This is a genomic window from Telluria antibiotica (assembly GCF_011682055.1).
GTDB lineage: Bacteria > Pseudomonadota > Gammaproteobacteria > Burkholderiales > Burkholderiaceae_D > Telluria > Telluria antibiotica.
Genome location: NZ_JAAQOM010000005.1, coordinates 196831 through 215288, shown reverse-complemented (window position 1 = coordinate 215288; position 18458 = coordinate 196831). Strand labels below are relative to the sequence as shown.

At 66.7% G+C, this 18458-nt stretch carries 17 protein-coding genes; 9 read left to right on the top strand and 8 right to left on the bottom strand.

Annotated elements, in window-relative coordinates:
• Positions 1–47: 47 nt before the first annotated feature.
• The 3 genes from HAV22_RS10430 to HAV22_RS10420 form a co-directional block, all read right to left on the bottom strand.
• Positions 48–1916: a M2 family metallopeptidase gene (locus HAV22_RS10430; protein ID WP_166859134.1), complete on the bottom strand. Its 1869-nt coding sequence runs from the start codon at positions 1914–1916 to the stop codon at positions 48–50.
• Between the two features lie 234 nt (positions 1917–2150).
• Positions 2151–4070: a flagellar assembly protein A gene (locus HAV22_RS10425; RefSeq protein WP_371869600.1), complete on the bottom strand. Its 1920-nt coding sequence runs from the start codon at positions 4068–4070 to the stop codon at positions 2151–2153.
• Positions 4071–4198: 128 nt separating this feature from the next.
• The gene (locus tag HAV22_RS10420; protein WP_166858835.1) at positions 4199–4582 is read right to left on the bottom strand and encodes a hypothetical protein; all 384 of its coding nucleotides are present in this window, start codon (positions 4580–4582) and stop codon (positions 4199–4201) included.
• A 206-nt stretch (positions 4583–4788) separates the two neighbouring features.
• On the opposite strand from HAV22_RS10420, the gene ompR reads away from it, so the two are divergent.
• From ompR to HAV22_RS10400, 4 genes are all read left to right on the top strand, one after another.
• On the top strand, positions 4789–5556 hold the full coding sequence (gene ompR / locus HAV22_RS10415) for an osmolarity response regulator transcription factor OmpR (protein WP_308789211.1): 768 nt from the start codon (positions 4789–4791) through the stop codon (positions 5554–5556).
• Between the two features lie 50 nt (positions 5557–5606).
• Positions 5607–6932 (top strand): sensor histidine kinase family protein, encoded by a 1326-nt coding sequence (locus tag HAV22_RS10410; protein WP_166859131.1) that lies wholly within the window; start codon positions 5607–5609, stop codon positions 6930–6932.
• A gap of 106 nt (positions 6933–7038) precedes the next feature.
• A complete protein-coding gene (locus tag HAV22_RS10405) occupies positions 7039–7398 on the top strand; it encodes a YXWGXW repeat-containing protein (RefSeq protein ID WP_166859019.1) in 360 nt (119 codons plus the stop codon).
• Between the two features lie 292 nt (positions 7399–7690).
• Positions 7691–8416 carry a helix-turn-helix transcriptional regulator gene (locus HAV22_RS10400; protein ID WP_166859018.1) on the top strand — a complete coding sequence of 242 codons (726 nt, stop codon included), beginning with the start codon at positions 7691–7693 and terminating at the stop codon, positions 8414–8416.
• 24 nt (positions 8417–8440) lie between these two features.
• On the opposite strand, the gene HAV22_RS10395 is transcribed toward HAV22_RS10400, so the two are convergent.
• Positions 8441–8761: a hypothetical protein gene (locus HAV22_RS10395; RefSeq protein WP_166859017.1), complete on the bottom strand. Its 321-nt coding sequence runs from the start codon at positions 8759–8761 to the stop codon at positions 8441–8443.
• A 207-nt stretch (positions 8762–8968) separates the two neighbouring features.
• Between HAV22_RS10395 and HAV22_RS10390 the strand changes: the two genes are divergently transcribed.
• The 3 genes from HAV22_RS10390 to HAV22_RS10380 all read left to right on the top strand — a co-directional run bounded on the left by HAV22_RS10390 (position 8969) and on the right by HAV22_RS10380 (position 11658).
• A complete protein-coding gene (locus tag HAV22_RS10390) occupies positions 8969–9961 on the top strand; it encodes a DMT family transporter (RefSeq protein WP_371869598.1) in 993 nt (330 codons plus the stop codon).
• A 524-nt stretch (positions 9962–10485) separates the two neighbouring features.
• Positions 10486–11298 carry an alpha/beta hydrolase family protein gene (locus tag HAV22_RS10385; RefSeq protein WP_166859015.1) on the top strand — a complete coding sequence of 271 codons (813 nt, stop codon included), beginning with the start codon at positions 10486–10488 and terminating at the stop codon, positions 11296–11298.
• A 123-nt stretch (positions 11299–11421) separates the two neighbouring features.
• On the top strand, positions 11422–11658 hold the full coding sequence (locus HAV22_RS10380) for a hypothetical protein (protein ID WP_166859014.1): 237 nt from the start codon (positions 11422–11424) through the stop codon (positions 11656–11658).
• A gap of 78 nt (positions 11659–11736) precedes the next feature.
• On the opposite strand, the gene HAV22_RS31660 is transcribed toward HAV22_RS10380, so the two are convergent.
• Positions 11737–12225 carry a gluconate 2-dehydrogenase subunit 3 family protein gene (locus tag HAV22_RS31660; RefSeq protein WP_308789210.1) on the bottom strand — a complete coding sequence of 163 codons (489 nt, stop codon included), beginning with the start codon at positions 12223–12225 and terminating at the stop codon, positions 11737–11739.
• A gap of 153 nt (positions 12226–12378) precedes the next feature.
• Between HAV22_RS31660 and HAV22_RS10370 the strand changes: the two genes are divergently transcribed.
• Positions 12379–12720 carry a DUF4124 domain-containing protein gene (locus tag HAV22_RS10370; RefSeq protein ID WP_166859013.1) on the top strand — a complete coding sequence of 114 codons (342 nt, stop codon included), beginning with the start codon at positions 12379–12381 and terminating at the stop codon, positions 12718–12720.
• Positions 12721–12827: 107 nt separating this feature from the next.
• On the opposite strand, the gene HAV22_RS10365 is transcribed toward HAV22_RS10370, so the two are convergent.
• The 3 genes from HAV22_RS10365 to HAV22_RS10355 all read right to left on the bottom strand — a co-directional run bounded on the left by HAV22_RS10365 (position 12828) and on the right by HAV22_RS10355 (position 17673).
• Entirely contained in the window at positions 12828–15785 is a 2958-nt protein-coding gene (locus HAV22_RS10365; RefSeq protein ID WP_166859012.1) for a putative bifunctional diguanylate cyclase/phosphodiesterase, read from the bottom strand.
• A 98-nt stretch (positions 15786–15883) separates the two neighbouring features.
• Complete coding sequence (locus tag HAV22_RS10360; protein ID WP_208296135.1) at positions 15884–16669, bottom strand: hypothetical protein; 786 nt, start codon at positions 16667–16669, stop codon at positions 15884–15886.
• Between the two features lie 134 nt (positions 16670–16803).
• Complete coding sequence (locus HAV22_RS10355; RefSeq protein WP_166859011.1) at positions 16804–17673, bottom strand: PhzF family phenazine biosynthesis protein; 870 nt, start codon at positions 17671–17673, stop codon at positions 16804–16806.
• 136 nt (positions 17674–17809) lie between these two features.
• On the opposite strand from HAV22_RS10355, the gene HAV22_RS10350 reads away from it, so the two are divergent.
• Positions 17810–18448 carry an SdpI family protein gene (locus HAV22_RS10350; protein ID WP_166859010.1) on the top strand — a complete coding sequence of 213 codons (639 nt, stop codon included), beginning with the start codon at positions 17810–17812 and terminating at the stop codon, positions 18446–18448.
• The last annotated feature ends 10 nt before the right edge of the window (positions 18449–18458 follow it).

Here is an 18458-nt window from a genome sequence, read left to right as displayed (position 1 = left end):
TAGGGTGGGCACCCCGTGCCCACCATGCCGTAACGGCACCGTGACGATCAATGCTTGGCCAGTTTGGCGTCCTCAATGGCCAGCTGCTTGTTCTGCTCATCCAGCCAGGTCTTGAGCGGCGCGAAGTATTCCAGCATCGCCGACGCATCCATCTTGTCCGACCCGGTGACGACCTTCAGCGCTTCCGGCCACGGCTTGCTCGTGCCCATCGCCAGCATCTGCTGGAACTTGGCGCCAGCCTTCTTGTTGCCGTAGATCGAGCAGCGGTACAGCGGCCCCGTGTCGCCCGCTTCCTCGCACAGCGCGCGGTGGAACTGGAACTGCAACACGTGGGCGAGGAAGTAGCGGGCGTACGGCGTGTCGCTCGCCACGTGGTACTTGGCGCCGGCGTCGAAGCCGCCGTCGATCATCGGTGCCGGGCGCGCCACGCCCTGGTACTGCTCCGTCAGCGCCCACCAGGCCTTGTCATAGTCGGCCGGCTTGACCTGGCCGGCGTACACCTGCCAGCGCCACTTGTCGACCTTGTACGCGAACGGCATGAACGCGATCTTCTGCAGCGCCGTGTACAGCAGCGGGCCGATCTCCTGCTTCGGATCGGGGTCCGTTTTCATCAGGCCGATCCGCTTCAGGTACGCGGGCGTGATCGACAGCGCGATCGTGTCGCCGATGGCCTCGTGGAAGCCGTCGTTGGCGCCATTCTTGAACATGGGCGGCTGGTTGCTGTACGCGAGGTCGTAGTACAGGTGGCCCAATTCGTGGTGGATCGTACGGAAGTCCTCGAACGTCGGCGTGATGCACATCTTCACGCGCACGTCGTCCTTGCCGTCCAGGTCCCACGCGGACGCGTGGCACACGACGTCGCGGTCGCGCGGCTTCGTCAGCAGCGAGCGTTCCCAGAACGTCTCCGGCAGCTTCCGCATGCCCAGCGACGTGTAGAAGCCTTCCGCGTAGCGCGTCATCTCGACGGCGCTCGTCTTGCGCTCTTCCAGCAGCGCCGTCAGGTCTTCGCCCTTCTCCAGGCCGGCCGGTTTCAGCATGGGGTACAGGTTGTCCCAGCTCTGCGCCCACATATTGCCCAGCAGGTGGGCGGGGATCGGACCGTCGGCCGGCACGGCGTCGGGGCCGTAGGCCTGGCGCAGCTTGTAGCGCGTGTAGGTGTGCAGCGATTCGTACAGCGGCTTCACCTGCTGCCACAGGCGTTCCATCTCGGCCGAGAATGCATCCGGCGCCATGTCGTAACGCGAGCGCCACAACGCGCCCGTATCGGCATAGCCCATCGCGCGGGCGCCCTTGTTCGACAGCTCGACGTATTTCGCGTAGTCCTGCTTGTACGCGGGCGACTGCGCGTGCCAGCCGAGCCAGACTTCCTTCAGGCGCGCCGGGTCATGGTTCGTCGCCAGCACTTTTTCCAGTTCGCCCAGCGGCATGCAATCGGGCTTCGCGGCGCCTGCGGCGGCCGCCGGACAGTATTTGGCCTTGCCGTACGCGGCCGTCATGCTCGCTGCCAGGCGCGCGTAGGCGGCGCGGTCGTCGGCGCTTTCCAGCATCAGTGACTGCTGCAACAGCATCAGCTTGCGCGCGGTCGCTTCCGGGACCTTCAAGCCGTTGTAGCGGCGCGCCTTGAGGGCGAAGTCGCCGCTCGCGGTCAGGTATTGTTCGTTGGCCTGCGCGGTGATCGTTTCGGTGTCGAGCGTGATGAAGTTCTCGGCCACCCACTCGGCGCGGCCGGCGTCGAGGCCCAGCAGGTCGAGCTTCTTCTCGGCGTCGGCGACGAAGCGTTCCGCATCAAGTGCGGTCGGCTTGCCTTTGGCACTGGCGGCCTTGGTTGCAGCATTTGCCGGGTTGGCGAGCAGCGCGCCGGCGCACAGCGCGGCGACCAGCGCGCCGATCGGGCTGCGCTGGTGGATGGGACGCATGTTGTTCAAGGTTTCCCCTCTTCTCGATTTACGGGGTCGGAGCACGAATTTGTCGTTTGTGCTCTGACCCCACTATATATTCATGGGGTCAGAGCACGAATTTCTCGTTTGTGCCCTGACCCCACTATATACACGGGGTCAGAGCACGAATTTCTCGTTTGTGCCCTGACCCCACTATATTGCGGCCTCGCGGCCGCCCACAAGTATATGCGCTCGCGGGCGCGAAGAGAGGGTTTATGCGACGGCCGATTCGACGGCGGCAGGCACCGCGTCGCTGCTCCACGCAAAGGCGCCGGCGCCGCCCATGAACAGCAGCTCGCCCGCCTGCGGCCCGCGCAGGCGCGTGCGGACGTCGCGCGGCGTCCAGCGATGCGGCAGTCCGTCCGCCGGGCTGTAGGCGAGGATGCGCACCTGCGTGTCGCCCTGCACCGACTGGATCGCCACGCCGGCGATGCTGGCGGCGTCGCTGCGCTGCGCCTCCAGGTTCGCGAGCATCTGCGTGCCGGCCTGCTGTTCCACCTCCGCGGCCTTGAGCTTCGCGGAGACGTCGCCGATCGTTTTCAGCGCAGGCCCCACGTCCTGTCCCATCTTCTGGAACTGGCGCGTCTGGTCGGACGTCAGCACGACCTCGCCCTTGCGCACGCGCGTGGCCAGCATCAGGTAACGGCGCACGTCGGGGCTGGACGTCAACGTGTCCATCGCGGCCTTCAGCTGCGCCGCGAGCGCGGCGAACTGGGCGACGCGCTGCGTGACCGCGGCGATCACCTCGTCGATCTGCCGTCCTTCCGGGCGCAGCACGGCCACCAGCATCTCGCTCTGCTTGCGCGGCACCGTGCATTCGACCGCCACGCGCCGTCCGGCCAACGCGCAGCCCTCGGCGATACCGACGACGACCTCGTCGCCGACGATCTCGCAGTTGACGGCATGCGCCACCTCGACCCGCGTACCGGCGATGACGCAGCTCTCGGCGCGCTCGATGAAGATCGTGCCCTCGTCCGCGCTCAGCACGGCGGCCGATGCGACGCCGCGCACGCGGATGTCGCCGCGCGCGTTGCGGGCGCTGCCGCCCACGAGGTTCGCGTTCATGACGATGGTGCCGCCGCGCGACACGAGCAGGCCGAACACGTCGGCATGCACGGTGATGCTGTCGGCCTCGATGACGCGCTTTTCCTGCACCTCGCCGAATTCCTCGTAGTCGCCCGTCAGGCACAGGTTGCCCGTCGTCTTGGCGCTGACGCCATCCCGGCTGACGACCTTGTCGCCGATCGAGATCCGGCTCGTCTTCGAGTCGACCATCAGGAAGCCGGCCTGGCTCGACACGAGGAACTCGCCGTCGGCCATGCGCTCGACCTTCGTGCCGGGGCCCGCATAAGGCAGCAAGTCGGCATCGCGGCCCGGCGCGGCCGGCAGCGGCGTGCCCGACATCTCGAAGCCCGGGGTCCCGGCCGTCGCGGGCTGTTTCTTCAGGAGGCGGACACCAGGCTGGATCTGCGGGAAGCGGTTCTGGAAGCTGTTCAGGTCGAGGCGGCCGTTGGCCAGTTCGAGCGGCGCGTCGTTGCGGTGGATGTCGTCGGACACTTCGACGATGTGCGCATCCTCGCCCGGCACCGGGTCGCACTGACGGGCGACCGTGACGCGGTCGGCCTTGTTCGAGGCGATCGCGGCGCGGATGGCCGGCAGGTCCAGCCCGAAACGGATGCCCTTGCCCCACATGTCGGCGATGAATTCGTCGACGTCGAGGCGGGTGGGGAAACCCTCGCCGTCGAGGTCGACGGGGTTCGGCAGCCAAACGGGCTCGAAGTAGTATTCGGCGCGCCCGCCGCCGATCTTGGCGGCGCGGTACAGCGCGCGCCGCACGGGGTCGAACGCCTGGATGTCGGCGGCGATGCGCACCATCGTCCCGCCGTCCGGCCCGCGCGGCAACTCGGGACCGTGGCCGAACAAGGCCTTCATCAGCACGGGATAGTCGACGCCGACGAAGTAATTGCCCGCGCGGTAAACGTTGTCGACGGCGGCGACGAGCGTCGTGCCGAGCACGGAGGGATCGGCATACACGCCATCGTCGCGCTTGGCGAGGCAATGTTCGGGGCCGGTCGCGGCGATCCGGGTCGCGGTCGCCGGCGATTGCGAGGCGGCGGAAAGATCTGTGGTCACGATACGCTCCGTGCGGTTGATGCCGCGGCGAAGGCTGGGCCGGGGCGAATCCGGCTAGCGTATCATGTTGTCACCCGAAAATAAACAACAAGCAACAAAGTTGATTTGAGGTAACTTTAACAGATCGATCAGCGACGCTGTGGGTACAGGTCCATGCCCGCTTCGTTGATCTGGCGGCGCAGGTCGCGCCGTTCGTCCGGCGTCATGCGGCTGCTGCTGCGGCGCGCATCGTGCTGCGGCTCGCGCTGTTCCTGCGGGGCGCGGCGCGGTTCGAAGCGCGGTTCGTCGAACGGGCGCTGGTCGCCGCGCTGGTCGCGCTGCTGCGGAGGAAGACGGAAGCGGGGAAATTGCTGCGTGGCCTGGCCCTGGTCGTCGCGGCGGTCGCCGTGCTCCTGGGCCCAGGCACTGCCCGCCCCCAATACCAGGGCGCACGCCAGCGCGGCGAGACGCACGCCGCGGGCCAGCCGGCCTGCTTTCGTCTCCGCGTGGTGGTGGGTGAACGCACTGTTCATGGTGGTGTTCCTCTTCCGCGATGCTCTGTTAGGAGATAAGCTGTACTCTCATACTGCGATCCGATGAGGGCAGTGTATGAGGAATCGGCTCCAGGCATAAGGCGAATTGGGTAAAGTTTGTAACACAATGTAATGGCTCAGCGATACCCTCTTGGCGCCGAGCCATAAGACGTTACCATAGCGACATTAATCTGACAAATCACAGAATGATGAATGCAACGAACTCGAATGCGGGCACGGCCGGCACAAACGGCGGCCATTCGGCCCGGATCATGGTCGTCGACGACGACGTGCGCCTGCGCGACCTGCTGCGCCGCTACCTGACCGAACAGGGCTTCCAGGTCGTGACGGCGGAAAGCGCGCCGGCGATGAACAAGCTGTGGCTGCGCGAGCGCTACGACCTGCTCGTGCTGGACCTGATGCTGCCCGGCGAGGACGGCCTGTCGATCTGCCGCCGCCTGCGCGGCGCCGGCGACCAGACCCCGATCATCATGCTGACGGCAAAAGGCGAGGACGTCGACCGCATCGTCGGCCTGGAAATGGGTGCGGACGACTACCTGCCGAAGCCCTTCAACCCGCGCGAGCTGGTGGCACGCATCAACGCCGTCCTGCGCCGCAAGGGCCCGGACGAGATCCCCGGCGCACCGAGCGAAACACCGCAGACGTTCGAATTCGGTGACTTCGTGCTGGACCTCGGCACGCGCACCTTGAAGAAGAACGGCGAGACCGTGCCGTTGACGACGGGCGAATTCTCCGTGCTCAAGGTGTTCGCGCGCCATGCGCGCCAGCCGCTGTCACGCGAGAAGCTGATGGAACTGGCGCGCGGCCGCGAATACGAAGTGTTCGACCGCTCGCTGGACGTGCAGATCTCGCGCCTGCGCAAGCTGATCGAGCCCGATCCATCGAGCCCGCTGTACATCCAGACCGTGTGGGGCCTGGGCTACGTGTTCATCCCTGAAGGCCAGCCGCGCTAGTGTTCGCATCAACCTCGAAGGAACAGCCCGTGCCGCGCCTGATCGGCAGGATGAAGAGCGGCCTGTTCTGGCGCACCTTTTTCCTGTTGTCCGTCCTCACGGGCCTGTCGATGGCCTCATGGATCGGCATGCTCAACGTGTTCCAGCGCGGTCCGCAGGTGGAGCAGACGGCCGAGCTGCTCGTCTCCGTCGTCACCATCACGAAGGCCGCGCTGACGCACTCCGCGCCCGACCTGCGGCGCGAGCTGCTGTTCGAGCTCGTGTCGAACGAAGGCATCCGCATCTACGACGTGAAGCCGACGGACACCGTCGAGCCGCCGCCGCCGAATTCGCTGATGCCGGAAGTGGCCGCGATCGTGCGCGACAAGCTGGGACCGGACACGCGCTTCTCGCGCATGGTCAACGACATCCCCGGCTTCTGGGTCAGCTTCGACATCGACGGCGACAAGTACTGGCTCATGCTGGAGCGCGACAAGCTCCCCGGTCTCACGCGCGTGCAATGGCTCGGCTGGGCCACCGTCGTCGGCGTGCTGTCGCTGCTGGGCGCCGCGCTGATCTCGAGCCTCGTGAACCTGCCGCTCGCGCGCCTGACCGCGGCCGCGCGCGCGATCGCACAAGGCAAGCGCCCCGCCGCGCTGCCGGAAAAAGGCCCGCAGGAGATCATCGAGGCGAACCGCAGCTTCAACCAGATGGTCGACGACCTGCAGCAGCTCGAGAAGGACCGTGCCATCATCCTGGCCGGCATCTCGCACGATTTGCGCACGCCGCTCGCGCGCATGCAGCTGGAAGTGGAAATGGCGCCGCTGTCGGACGAGGCGCGCACCGGCATGCAATCGGACATCGCCCAGATGGACGCCATCATCGGCCAGTTCCTCGATTTCGCGCGCCCCACCGAAAGCGCGACGTTCGTGCCCGTCGACCTGTCGGCGCTGCTGGAAGACTGCGCGCACGCCGCGGGCCGCATCGCGGACGTGCGCACGACGACGGACATCGAGCCGGACGTCCACGTGATGGGCAACGCGACGGACTTGCGCCGCGTGATCAACAACGTCATCGAGAACGCGCGCCGCTACGGCAAGACGCCGGGCGCGGACGTGACGGAAATCGACATCGGCCTGCACGTGAAAATGACGGGCCACGGCCGCCGCGCCGTCGTCGAGATCAACGACCACGGCACAGGCGTGCCGGACGACCAGATCGAGCAGTTGCTGCGCCCGTTCACCCGCCTGGACAGCGCCCGCGGCCAGGCCAACGGCGCGGGCCTGGGCCTCGCGATCGTCGAGCGCGTCATCACGCGCCACAACGCCGAGCTCACGGTACGCAACCGCGACGGCGGCGGCCTCGTGCTGCAGTTCGCGCTGCCGCTCGCCACCTGATTTTTCTTCTCGGCACCTCGACTTGCACCGTTATGCGCGCCGTCGCACGGTCGCGCCCGCAACGCGGCAGTACAGTTGGCCCACAACCATTTTCGAGGAGGCCAAGATGAAAAAACTGTTGATTGCCGCACTGGTCGCCGGCTCGTTCGGCAGCGTCGCACTGCCCGCGAGCGCCGACGTCATCATCCGCACCGCGCCGCCGCCGCCGCGTGAGGAAGTCGTGCCCGCGCCGCGTCATGGTTACGTCTGGGCACCGGGTCACTGGGAATGGCGCCACCGCCACCACGTGTGGGTTCCAGGCAAATGGCTGCGCGAGCGCCGCGGCTACGTCTACCATGTACCGACCTGGGTCGAACGCGACGGTCACTGGGTGATGGAGCGCGGCGGCTGGCGTCGTGGCGACCGCGACGGCGACGGCATCCCGAACCGCGAGGATGCGCACCCGAACAATCCGAACCGCGGCTGAGCCGACGGCGCCCCGGCAGGCTGGCCGGGTCGACGACGAGGGCGGTGTCCGCGAGGATGCCGCCCTTTTCACGTCCACATAAAAGAAACCGCCCGCGCATCGCTGCGCCGGGCGGTAAATCCAAGTTTGCACTTGGAGGAGACAGAGGAGACTGACGGCGGACCGTCATATCAGGATGGCAAATTGGGACGACGGCCTGGCCTGCAAGGGGTCGCCGACTTTATTTTTTCTTGTCGACGTGTAGGCTTGGTCGGACAATCACATCGGCCCTTCGATGCTAGACTTGCGGGTTATGGAAACTTCCTTGCACGTGCGCAGCTACGGCGCCGACACCGGTGCCGACCGCCACGCCTACGCCCAGCTCGTGCTGCCCCTCGGCGGCACCGTGCTGCTCGACATCGAAGGCCGCCAGGACCGCCTCGATCCGCTGCGCGGCGCCTGCGTCGCGCCGGGCGCCTGGCACGCGCAGTGTGCGCACGGCCCGAACGAATCGCTGATCCTCGACGTCGACGCGGACGCCCTGTCCCACCCGGCCTGGGACCGTCTGCTGGAGCGCCCGTTCATGCCGCTGGGCCCCGGCGCGCGCAAGCTCGTCGAATTCATGGGTGTCATGCGCACGCAAGCCGCGTCCGCGTTGGTGCAGGGCTGGGTGCCGCTGCTGCTCGACACGCTCGCGCTGGACGCGCCCCGCCCTGCGTCGCGCCTTGCCGTTCTGCTGGCCCGCGTCGAGGCGGAGCCCGGCCTCGCGTGGACGACGAACGCGATGGCCAAGAGCGCCGGCCTCTCCGTCAGCCGGCTGCACGCGCTGTTCCGCGCGGAACTCGACACGAGCCCGCATGCGTGGCTGCGCGACGTCCGCCTCGCCCGCGCCCGCGCGTGGCTGGCCGACACCTCTCGTCCCATCGCGGAGATCGCGCTCGCAGCCGGATTTTCCGACCAGACCGCGCTGACGCGGGCGTTGCGCGACGCGACGGGCATGACGCCGGGGACGTACCGCCGCGCGAACGCCGGCCGGTAGATGCCCGGGTAATGCGTGCGGTCGCTAGCCGTTGTCGCGCAGCCAGGACGATTTTTTTGCGTCGGCCGTCACGCTTTCCTGCTGCGCCTCGTAGGTCGTCGCCGTGAACGCGCGGTCGACTTCTTGCGGCGGCGCTGGCGGCGCGCTCGACTTGCGCGTTACGTACGACGCCGCGCCGGCCGTGCAGCGGTAGACGAGCGCGCATACCGCCACGACGATGGCGCTGACCGTGATCGCCAGCCCGTCGGGCCGCCCCGCGACCACAAGGATGCAGGCAACGACGATCACGTCGAGGACGACGAGGTAATCGAAACGTGGTTTGGGATCGGTTTTTTTGACAGACATGAAAGTTCCGGGATGCTGTGCGCACTGCATGCGCCGCACGACGGCGCCGATGCGCAATGCATAATCCTAACATTTCCATGTGGAAATTATCTAGGCCGATTTGACAACGGTTTTGAGCGAGAGCAGGTCAATAATCCAGGAGCCCATGCCAAGACGAGCCGCCCGGCCACGCGGACAATAACGGCTTTCCGCATCGGAGCACCACCCGTGACCGCCCATAACACCTTCCTCGGCATCGCGGCCGGCATCGTCGCCGGCGCGTTCTGGGGCCTCGTCTTCCTCGCGCCGAAGCTGGCCGCCGATTTTCCGCCGCTGCAACTGGCGGCCGGACGCTACCTGGCGTACGGCCTCGTCGCCGCCGTGCTCGTGGCACCGTCGTGGCGCCGGCTGCGCGGGGCGCTGGGCTGGGCCGAGTGGCGCGCCCTCGCCTGGCTCAGCTTCATCGGCAACATCCTGTATTACGTCCTGCTGGCGCAGGCCGTCCAGACGGGCGGCGTCGCGATGACGGCCTTCGTGATCGGCCTGCTGCCGCTCGCCGTCACCCTCGTCGGCAGCCGCGCGCAGCACGCGCCGTCGCTGCGCGCACTGCTGCCGTCGCTGGCCTGCAGCGCGGCCGGGCTGGTCTGCATCAGCTGGCAGACGCTGGCGTCGTCCGGCTGGGGCTCGCTGACGGGCCTGCTGTGCGCTGGCGGCGCCCTCGTGTCGTGGACGAGCTATGCCGTCAGCAACAGCCGCTGGCTGGGCCGGCTGGGGCACGTGTCGGCGCAGGACTGGAGCCTGCTGACGGGCGTCGTCACGGGCCTCGAAGCCATCGTGCTGGCTGTGCCCGCGTTTTACGGCGACACGCTCGTCCATCCCGGCGGCGAATGGCTTCGTTTCGCCGGCCTCGCGGGCGCGATGGCGCTGTTTTGTTCCGCGCTGGGCAATGGCTTGTGGAATATTGCGAGCCGTGCGCTGCCGCTGGCCCTCACGGGGCAGATGATCGTGTTCGAGACGATCTTCGCGTCGCTGTACGGCTACCTGTGGGAGGGGCATTGGCCGACGGTGTTCGAGGGATTTGCGCTCGGCCTGCTGGTGGCTGGCGTCGTCATGTGCGCGCGGGCGCATCGCGGGGAGGCGCCGGCGCGCGCAGGTTCAGGCGATGATCTACCGACGAGCAAACGCGATAGCGGGAAACTCTTGAAACACGGAGCGCTCTGAAGCGGGCACGGCTGCGAAGCGGAGCACTACCCGGCGGCCAAACTTTTCTTGTATTTCCGATACTCTTTCGTGACTTGGGAGGCGATGACAATCGCACCGACAAGGAAGAAAGTCCACTTCAATTGCGCTGGGACCGCAGTCGGCCACACTCTGTCGGGAATCGTGAACGCAGCAAAGCACGCGGACGAAAATGCGTCTATCCACCTACGTTTCAGAAGACATAGGAGGGTTGCGAGTGTCCAGCAGACGATAGGCCAGTCGTTCCAGTGCATGCAATCTCCAACTCAGGTATCAGCGAATGAACGCCCTGACATCATAGCAATCGGGGGCGCTCAATAATACGCGGATTGTCACAGCCGATATGTAGGCGTCGAGGGCGAAGATGGCCGATCGTGACCATCCGTGACTTTTCCCCGTTTGCAACCTGTTATGCTGGCTGAGGCCCGGGCAGCTTCGCCTGAACTCAACTTCCAGCACGCTCTACAACGGTGGGATTATCAATGCAAAATATTCGAACAAGGCAAATGAAGCGTATTGTCGTCGGATTGGGGATGTTATTCGCAGCCACAGCATGGGCGGGCGAACCGCAAGGGCCGGCGGGTCATGCAGCCGTGCCATCTGGTGAATTGTTGACCGTGCCGAGTCGTGATGGGGTCACCGACAATCTCTATATCCAAGCGCCGAGCGCGACGCCGCCATGGGTCGTCATTTTATTTGCCGGCGATGACGGCGCCTTGCATTTGAAACCCGACGGTCCCACCACCCTTCGCGGGAATTTCCTCATCAGAACAGCGTCGTATTGGGTCCAGCAGGGTGATGCCGCCGTGATGATCGACACGCCATCCGATTACGCAAACGGCGTCGAGGACGCATTCCGTCACAGCAAGGAGTCACTGCGCGACGTTGAGGCGGCGGTGCAAGCGCTTCGAAAACGCTTCCCGTCGTCCAGAATCGCGCTGGTCGGGACGAGCCGTGGAACGAGTTCCGTTGGCAACGTGCTTGAACACAATTCCGGTCTCGCTGACGCATTTGTGCTGACATCACCCGTGGCAATCGCCCGGAAAGACCGAGCAGGCGTCTCCGGCCTGGAAGCAGACGGAACGAAGCTCCGCGTACTGGTTTTATCAAACCGTAATGACGGCTGCCCGGCAGCGATGTTCTACGCTGCGAAGCAGCTGGCCGACAAAAATCATTTCAATTTCATCGCCGCAGAATCGACCGACGGCGGTGGTGACAGGCAGGCCGAATGCAGCGGGCACTCACCGCATGGCTTTCTTGGGATCGAGGACAAAGTGCTTGGAGAAATCAATCGCTGGCTGGCAGGCTTGCCGCACTAGTCGTTACCGAGGGATCCCGCTCGTTACAACGCAGGCAAGGTCAGAAGGATTGATAGAAGAAGGTGGAATTTATTATCGCTGGTCGACGTTTAACCATATTACGCTGCAGCCACGTACGAACATATGTTTTCGACTGACTCCCAAGGAAGCGCTAAACAATTCACTTTCGTGCTCGGCGTGGCAGCGCATTATGAATTCGTCGCCCTGGAAGCGGCACGTCTGGCCGTTCCGATGCACGGCCGCGCCGCCCAGGCCCGTGCCAGGCAACGCCGGGTCGGCAGCGCGACCTGGTTCACGTTGTTACGAAAGGTCATCGCCTCCTTCGTGCTGTCCTGCATGAAGGCCTCGCGCACGGCGTAGCGCAGCTCGTCGTGCATGTGCGGGCCCTGAAAGTCGGGCACGGTGGGCTGCGCGTTGCGCGCTCGAGGCCGACGACTTTCAGGCCGCCTTCGTCTGCTCGCGTCGGAGCATCGCGCCGACGAGGCACACGCCCACGAGCTCGGCATCCACTTCCTTGAGACGCGTCGCCATCAGCGGCCCCCTTTCTTCTTGTTCGCCGCGCCGTGCGGCACCTCGGGCGCGCCCGCGACGGGATTCGGGCCGGCGGCCTTCGGTTGCGCGGCCACGGGCCGCACCCCACGCGCCGCGCCGCTGGCGGTCGATGTAGTTCGGCAACCCGGCCTCGAGCGCGCCGGGACCGTTGACGTCGAGCGGGATCAGGCGCGCGACGGCCGCTTCGGCGAAGCGCGCCTCGTCGGGACGGAGGAACAGGTACGCGGGCTGGGCCGGTGCGCCGGACGCCGGCGCGGCGGCTGCGCCGTGTGCATGCTGGGCTTCGTCGGGCGCGAGCGCATGGGCCTTGGCCGCGGCGACCGCGGCGGTGGCGCCTGCGGCCTTGAAGAAGGTACGCCGGGTGAGTTTCTCCATCGTCGATCCTTTCGGACGGGTACGAAGCTTGGAATGGGATACGGGCCAAAGGTTCGGCGAAGTCCGCCGATGTTTGATGCGGACTGGGTGAGGCACCGAACAGATAGAACCGGCCGCGACGGGCACCATTCGAACCTAGGACAGGAGAACATCATGAAGCGCCCAGTTAGACTGCTGAGCATGATCGCCGCCGCGCTACTGGCGGCGCCGGCACTGGCCGGCGAGATCGTCAAATGTGTGGACAGCGGCGGTCACGTCACCCTGACGGACCAGCCTTGCGAGTCCGGTTCCGCCAGCGTGCCGTTGGCGCGCGACACCGGTGGGCCGGTGCGCGAACGCCACGTGCTGCCCGCGGCGGAACTGCCCCGTGTCGCATGGAAGAAGCCGAGCCTCGCGGCGCCCGTGAAGCTGGCGCGCGACGTTGCCACGTTGAAGGAAGCGCGGCGCATGTTGATGCTGCAGGATGCGAGACCGCGGCTTGCCGGTCTCAATTGACGGTTGCGTTACGCTGGCATCCGCGTGGGCACGGGGTGCCCACCCTACGATGAAATTAGCGAGTGCGCCAGCGTCGCTTGGACGCGTGGACGGGAAACCCGTCCACGCTACAGCAGATGCTCGTCGAATCCAAAGCCCAGCAGATCAGGCTCGTTGGCCGACTGGCCCAGCGTACGCACGAGCCGCAGCACGTCGTCGGCCTGGATGAAGCTGGCCGATGAGCTGGCGGTCAGCAGCTTGTCCGCCGGCTGCGAGCGCGCCACCGCATAGCCCTGCACGTAGTCGACGCCGATCTCCGCCAGGGTGCGGATCGTGGCCGCGTCCTCCGCCCACTCGGCGATGGTGCGCATGCCCAGGTTGCCCGCCAGGCTGACGATCGCTTCCACGATGGCCACGTTGGCCGGGTGCGCGTTGATGTTGACGATGAAGTTGCCGTCGATCTTGAGCACGTCGGCCGGCAATTCCTTCAGGTACGAGAACGACGTGTAGCCCGCGCCGAAATCGTCCAGCGCCACCTTCACGCCGAAGTTGCGCACCTGATCGATGAAGCGGCGCGTGTTGTCCAGGTCGTGCAGCGCCACGCTTTCCGTGATTTCGATGCACAAGCGGCTCGTCACGTGCATGTAGCGCGACAGCACATCCAGCGTGTCCTGCACGAAGCGTTCGTCGTTGAGCGACGCGCCGGACAGGTTCATGCACACGAAGCGCGTGTTGACGAGGGAATCGAGGTTGGCTTCGATCCACCCCAAGGTCGTCGCCATGACCCAGCGGTCGATCACGCCCGCACGCCCGCTCTTCTCGGCGGCGGCGATCAACGGGCCGGCCGGCGACACGCGGCCGTCCGCCTCGCGCATGCGCAGCAGGACTTCGAAATTCAGCGACTCGTACGGCGCCGACAGCGACATGATCGGCTGCATCTCGAGGAACATGCCTTCGGTCGCGTCCGGACCGGACAGGCGCGCGACGAGGTTCAGTTCGTTGGCGCGCTCCTGGAACGCGTGCGAGCCCCGCTCGTACACGACGAGGCCGTCGCTGTGGCCGCCCTTCGCCTCGCGGCAGGCGCGGTCCGCCGTCGACACGGCATCCTTCATCGGCATGCCCGGCGACACTTCGATCAGGCCCACGGAACCGCGCACGTGAAAGGCCTTGTCGCCCACGCGGAACGGCGTGCCGCCGATGCGGTCGACGATGCCGCGGCAGATCAGCGACGCCAGCGGGATCGCCGTGTCGGGCATGACGATGACGAATTCGTCGCCGCCCACGCGTCCGATCTTCTGGCCGCCGGCCAGGGTGAGTTCCATGCGCTCGCACACCTGCTTGAGGACTTCGTCGCCGGCCGCGTGGCCGAACAGGTCGTTGATCAGCTTGAAGCGGTCGAGGTCGATGTACGCGAGCGCCAGCGGCTTGCCCGCATTGAGCAGCTGCGCGGCGCCCTCGAACATCTTCTCGATGCCGCGCCGGTTGAAGACCTTCGTCAACGGATCGTTGTTGGCCATGAAGCGCAGCTGTTCCGTCGCGCGGTACTGCTCGGTAACGTCCTGCAGCACGGCTTCCACGCGCCCGCGCGCGAGCGTGGCACTGACCATGAAGCGCTGGGCGCCGTCGCGGCTGATGATCTGCATCTCGGCATCGCTGCGCAGATGCACTTTTTCCAACAGCTCGGACCACAGGCTGTCGGCGAAGAATTGCTTCCACGACGTGCGGCCGGGAACGATCTCGTCGATGCCCAGCATCTTGCGCATGGCCGGGTTGGCACTCACGATGTTGCCGTACATATCGAGCGTGAACAACCCGAGGGGCATCGCCTCGAACGCGTGTTCCAGTTTTTCCTGCGCTTCCCTGCGCTTCTGCGTCTCCATGCGCATCTGTTCGGCCACCGCGAGCGCGGCCAGCAGGCTGGAAGCAAGCGCTGCCGTGACGCTGTTGATCACGTTCAGCACCTGGTGCATGCCCAGCGCGGCAGACACGACCTCGGCCAGCGACGCCACGTACGTCAGCGCGAACGAGGCCGCGAACCACCCGGCCACGCGGTTGCGCGACCGCACGATGATCGTCAGCAGGCCCAAGGTCATCAGGGAGAACCCGAACGCCATGATCACCCACAGCATCGGCAGGAACACGCCGTACGGCAGCATGATGGCGCCGACGAGCAGCGGCACGCACGCCCACTGCGTGATGCGCAGCGGGATCGACCAGCGCGTCTTGACGAGGTCGTCGCGGAACAGGGACTGGTACAAGGTCAGGGTCGACACGCCGTACAGCGCGATCGTCAGCGAGCGCCCCAGCAGCATCCACTGGGCGGGCACGGTCATGCCGAGCCATTGCGTGTCCCAGCCGGCCGACAGCGCGCCGATGCGCAGGTTCAGGATCAGCCAGCCGGAGAACAGCACGTACAGCGGCTCGCGGTTGATGAGGGCCGTGATCAGGACGAACAGCGCCAGCACGATCATCCCGCCGTCGAGCAGGCCCGACTTGCGGTGATAGTCTTCAACGGACTGGTCGAACTCCGCGCCCGGCCACTGCACGACGGACAGGCGGGCGGGGCCGGCGAAGCGTCCGCGGCACAGGACGTCGCGCGGCAGCGCGGCCGGCTGCAGAGCGAAGCCGGCGCGGGCGGCGAACAGGGTCGGCATGCCGCGCTCGCGGCTGGCCTCGCCGAGCGGTTGCAGGGTGGTCGCATCCCAGCAGGCCACGTCGACCGCATGGCGCGACGGGAACTCGACGACGTCGGCGGCGATGGCATCGGCCGCGCGCGGCCGCGTGCTGAAGCGGAACCACACGGGTTCCTCGGACAGGTGGGTGTCGGCGTATGACACCGGCACGGCGTCGCGCAGGCGCGCGTTGGCCACGGCCGGGCTCAAGGGCATCGTTTCGCGCAGCACGCGGATAGCGCGCGCATCGCCGTTCCCCGTCACGTACTGGCTGTCCCAGCACATGAGTGCCACGATGGAAACGACACCGATCGCGATCGGAATCAGATAATAAGCGAACGCTTGGAACGTCAGGTCAAGCGCGCGTTGCGCCAGGCCCGGCAGTTTCCAGCGGCCGGATAATGTGAATTGCATGAGTATCTGCGAAACAGGTATCGGCCCGGCGGCGCGGGCGGCCGTTGTGGTTTCGCAAGGATACAGCTTTACAGTAATGCCGTCATGCAATTATTGAATCAAGCAACCGATTCGAACCGACCCGATGCATGTTGCGCAACACCCAGGCCGCTTGCAATGGCGCGCCTGGCGCTCGGCTGCGGGGGACGCACACCCGCCCGGCCGCTCACGTCGATGTCCGGGTGGTGGATGTGGCAGAAGAAATTCAGCAGCGGATGCCGTGCGGCCGTCCAGCGCTCTTCGATCGTCGTGATGTCGAATGCCATCACGCGGTGCGGGATATTGCCCACGTGGCGCAGCGGGACGAAGCCCAGGTCCGGGAACACGTCGACGAAGGTCAGTTGTTCGTACTGGCGGTCGATCGGCGCGCGGCCCGTGGCGAGTGCCCAGGCAATGTCGTTCTGCTGGCAATACATGACGCCCGCCTTCAGCAGCGCCGTCTTGACCAGGAGGCCCATGCGGCCGTTGTCCACGCCCAGGCGGCTCATCTCGGCCAGGGGCTCGCCGCGCAGCCAGTCCGGCAGCGTCACGGACTCTTCCACATGCAGCGGCTCGTGCAGGTTCGTCTGCATGCGCGCGGTGCCCAACGGGGCGCCGTCCAGCTTGGATTCGGCCAGGAAAACGATTGCGTCGTCGCCGTAGTCAGAGGCTTCCGGGCGTGCGAGCTGCCGCGCGAAGTCCGGCACGTGGCGCGCGTAGGCGGCGTGGCGCACGCGCACGGCCTTCCACAGGTCGGCTTCGTTATGCACGCGACGGATCGTGAAAGGCAAGCGTTCGGTCTGCTTGCCCGGGACCCCGATGGGGGCGAAAAGGGGGCGCAGGACGCCCGGGTGGCGCATTTCCATGATGACTCCTGAGTTGATGTTCAGAAATTTAATTTCCGCTTTGAACTTTATCAACGTTACAGGGGTTAACAAATTGTCGAAAAAGCGTGCCTTTTGCCCCTATTTCAATTTTCAATAAATCATGATCAAGAAGATTATTTTTCCGACAACTGGCGCGCCGTGCCGCTGACCCGGATCGAACCGCCCGGTTCAAGCCCGATGTCGGCGTGCAGCAGCGACCGCATGCCCATGTCCTCGCCCTGCACGACGTCGATGGCGCCGTCGTGCGGCCAGCCGAGATCGCGCAGATAGCCCGCGAGCGCGGCCGTCCCCGCGCCCGTGGCCGGGTCCTCGTAAACACCACCGACGGCGAATGGATTGCGGGTGTGGAAGCGGCGCGCGTCTTCGGCCCAGGCCAGCACGATCGTCGTCAGGCCGTGGCGCGTCATCAGCGCCCGGCCGGCGTCCAGGTCGTAGCGCATCGCGGCCAGCAGGTCGCGGCTGGCCAGCGCCAGCACGAGGTGGTTCGCGCCCGCGTGCGCGAGGGCGGGCGGGATGCGCGGGTCGAGGTCCGCGGCGTGGTATCCGAACAACAGCAGCGCGTCGGCGACGAGGTCCGGCGCGGCCGGCCGGCTCCACGTGGATGGCGATTGCAGCGCGGCGGCCACGCGCGCGCCGTCGCGCCGGCCTTCGACCGTGATGGCGGCCTCGTTCAAGGCCAGCGCGAACACGCCGTCGCCCTCGCGCCGCGCCAGCGCCGCGCCGAGTGCGATCGTCGCGTGGCCGCAGAAGGGCACTTCGGCCGCCGGCGAAAAATAGCGCACGCGCCAGCCCTGCCCCTGCGGCGCCGCGAACGCCGTCTCCGAATAGCCGACGGCATGGGCCAGGCGCAGCATCGCGTCGTCCGGCGGCAGCGCGGGGCCGATCCAGACGCCGGCCGGGTTGCCACCGGTGTCGCCGTCCGAGAACGCGGCGATGCGCAGGACGTCCTGCACGTCCGGTACGAGAGGGGATGGTGGGGTCATGGAAGCTCCTTCGCGAATGGATGGGACGATCATGATAGTGCGGCCGCGCGCGGCCTGCCGGGCTCGCTTGCGGGCACTTGACGGTTGCCACGCACCGGCCCAACAATCGTCGCGTCGGTACAGGGAAAGGAACATCATGCGAAAGCAATACGCGTTGTGGACCACGGTGCTGGTCGCCGCCCTGCTGGCCGCCACCGTCCGGGTGTACGGCCTGCTGCCCGACCAGGTGCCTGCGCACTGGAACGCCGCCGGTCACGTCGACCGCTACGGCCCGCGCGGCTGGGTCTTCGTGCATCCGCTGATCCTGCTCGGGTTCGCGCTCGCGTGGCGCATCCCGCCGGCTGTGGCGCCGGAGCGCTTCGGCGACGGCGACTTCGCCTCCACCTACTGGTTCTGCGGCATCCTGCTGTGCGCGCTGCTCGCGTACGTGCTCGGGATGGTGCTGTGGGCCGCGCACACGGGCACCGTCGACATGACGCGCGCGCTGGCGGCCGGCATCGCCATCGCGTTCGTCCTGCTGGGGAGTGTGCTGGGCAACGTGCGCCGCAATTTCTGGTTCGGCATCCGTACGCCGTGGACGCTGGCCGACGAACGCGTCTGGGACGCCACGCACCGCCTCGCGGCGAAGACGATGGTCGGCGGCGGCCTGCTCGCCCTCGCGCTGGCGCCGGCGCACGTGGCGCGCCCCTGGACGCTGGCGATCCTCGTGCTGGCCGCCGCGGCGCCGGCCGCGTGGTCGCGCGTCGTACACCGGCGCCTGCGGCGCACGCCGTAACGCGCGGCCG

Coding starts and splice junctions, on each gene's coding strand:
- HAV22_RS10430 (WP_166859134.1), bottom strand. CDS start 1,916: ATGCGTCCCATCCACCAGCGCAGCCCGATCGGCGCGCTGGTCGCCGCG.
- HAV22_RS10420 (WP_166858835.1), bottom strand. CDS start 4,582: ATGAACAGTGCGTTCACCCACCACCACGCGGAGACGAAAGCAGGCCGG.
- ompR (WP_308789211.1), top strand. CDS start 4,789: ATGATGAATGCAACGAACTCGAATGCGGGCACGGCCGGCACAAACGGC.
- HAV22_RS10410 (WP_166859131.1), top strand. CDS start 5,607: ATGAAGAGCGGCCTGTTCTGGCGCACCTTTTTCCTGTTGTCCGTCCTC.
- HAV22_RS10405 (WP_166859019.1), top strand. CDS start 7,039: ATGAAAAAACTGTTGATTGCCGCACTGGTCGCCGGCTCGTTCGGCAGC.
- HAV22_RS10400 (WP_166859018.1), top strand. CDS start 7,691: ATGGAAACTTCCTTGCACGTGCGCAGCTACGGCGCCGACACCGGTGCC.
- HAV22_RS10395 (WP_166859017.1), bottom strand. CDS start 8,761: ATGTCTGTCAAAAAAACCGATCCCAAACCACGTTTCGATTACCTCGTC.
- HAV22_RS10385 (WP_166859015.1), top strand. CDS start 10,486: ATGAAGCGTATTGTCGTCGGATTGGGGATGTTATTCGCAGCCACAGCA.
- HAV22_RS10380 (WP_166859014.1), top strand. CDS start 11,422: ATGTTTTCGACTGACTCCCAAGGAAGCGCTAAACAATTCACTTTCGTG.
- HAV22_RS31660 (WP_308789210.1), bottom strand. CDS start 12,225: ATGGAGAAACTCACCCGGCGTACCTTCTTCAAGGCCGCAGGCGCCACC.
- HAV22_RS10370 (WP_166859013.1), top strand. CDS start 12,379: ATGAAGCGCCCAGTTAGACTGCTGAGCATGATCGCCGCCGCGCTACTG.
- HAV22_RS10365 (WP_166859012.1), bottom strand. CDS start 15,785: ATGCAATTCACATTATCCGGCCGCTGGAAACTGCCGGGCCTGGCGCAA.
- HAV22_RS10360 (WP_208296135.1), bottom strand. CDS start 16,669: ATGGAAATGCGCCACCCGGGCGTCCTGCGCCCCCTTTTCGCCCCCATC.
- HAV22_RS10355 (WP_166859011.1), bottom strand. CDS start 17,673: ATGACCCCACCATCCCCTCTCGTACCGGACGTGCAGGACGTCCTGCGC.
- HAV22_RS10350 (WP_166859010.1), top strand. CDS start 17,810: ATGCGAAAGCAATACGCGTTGTGGACCACGGTGCTGGTCGCCGCCCTG.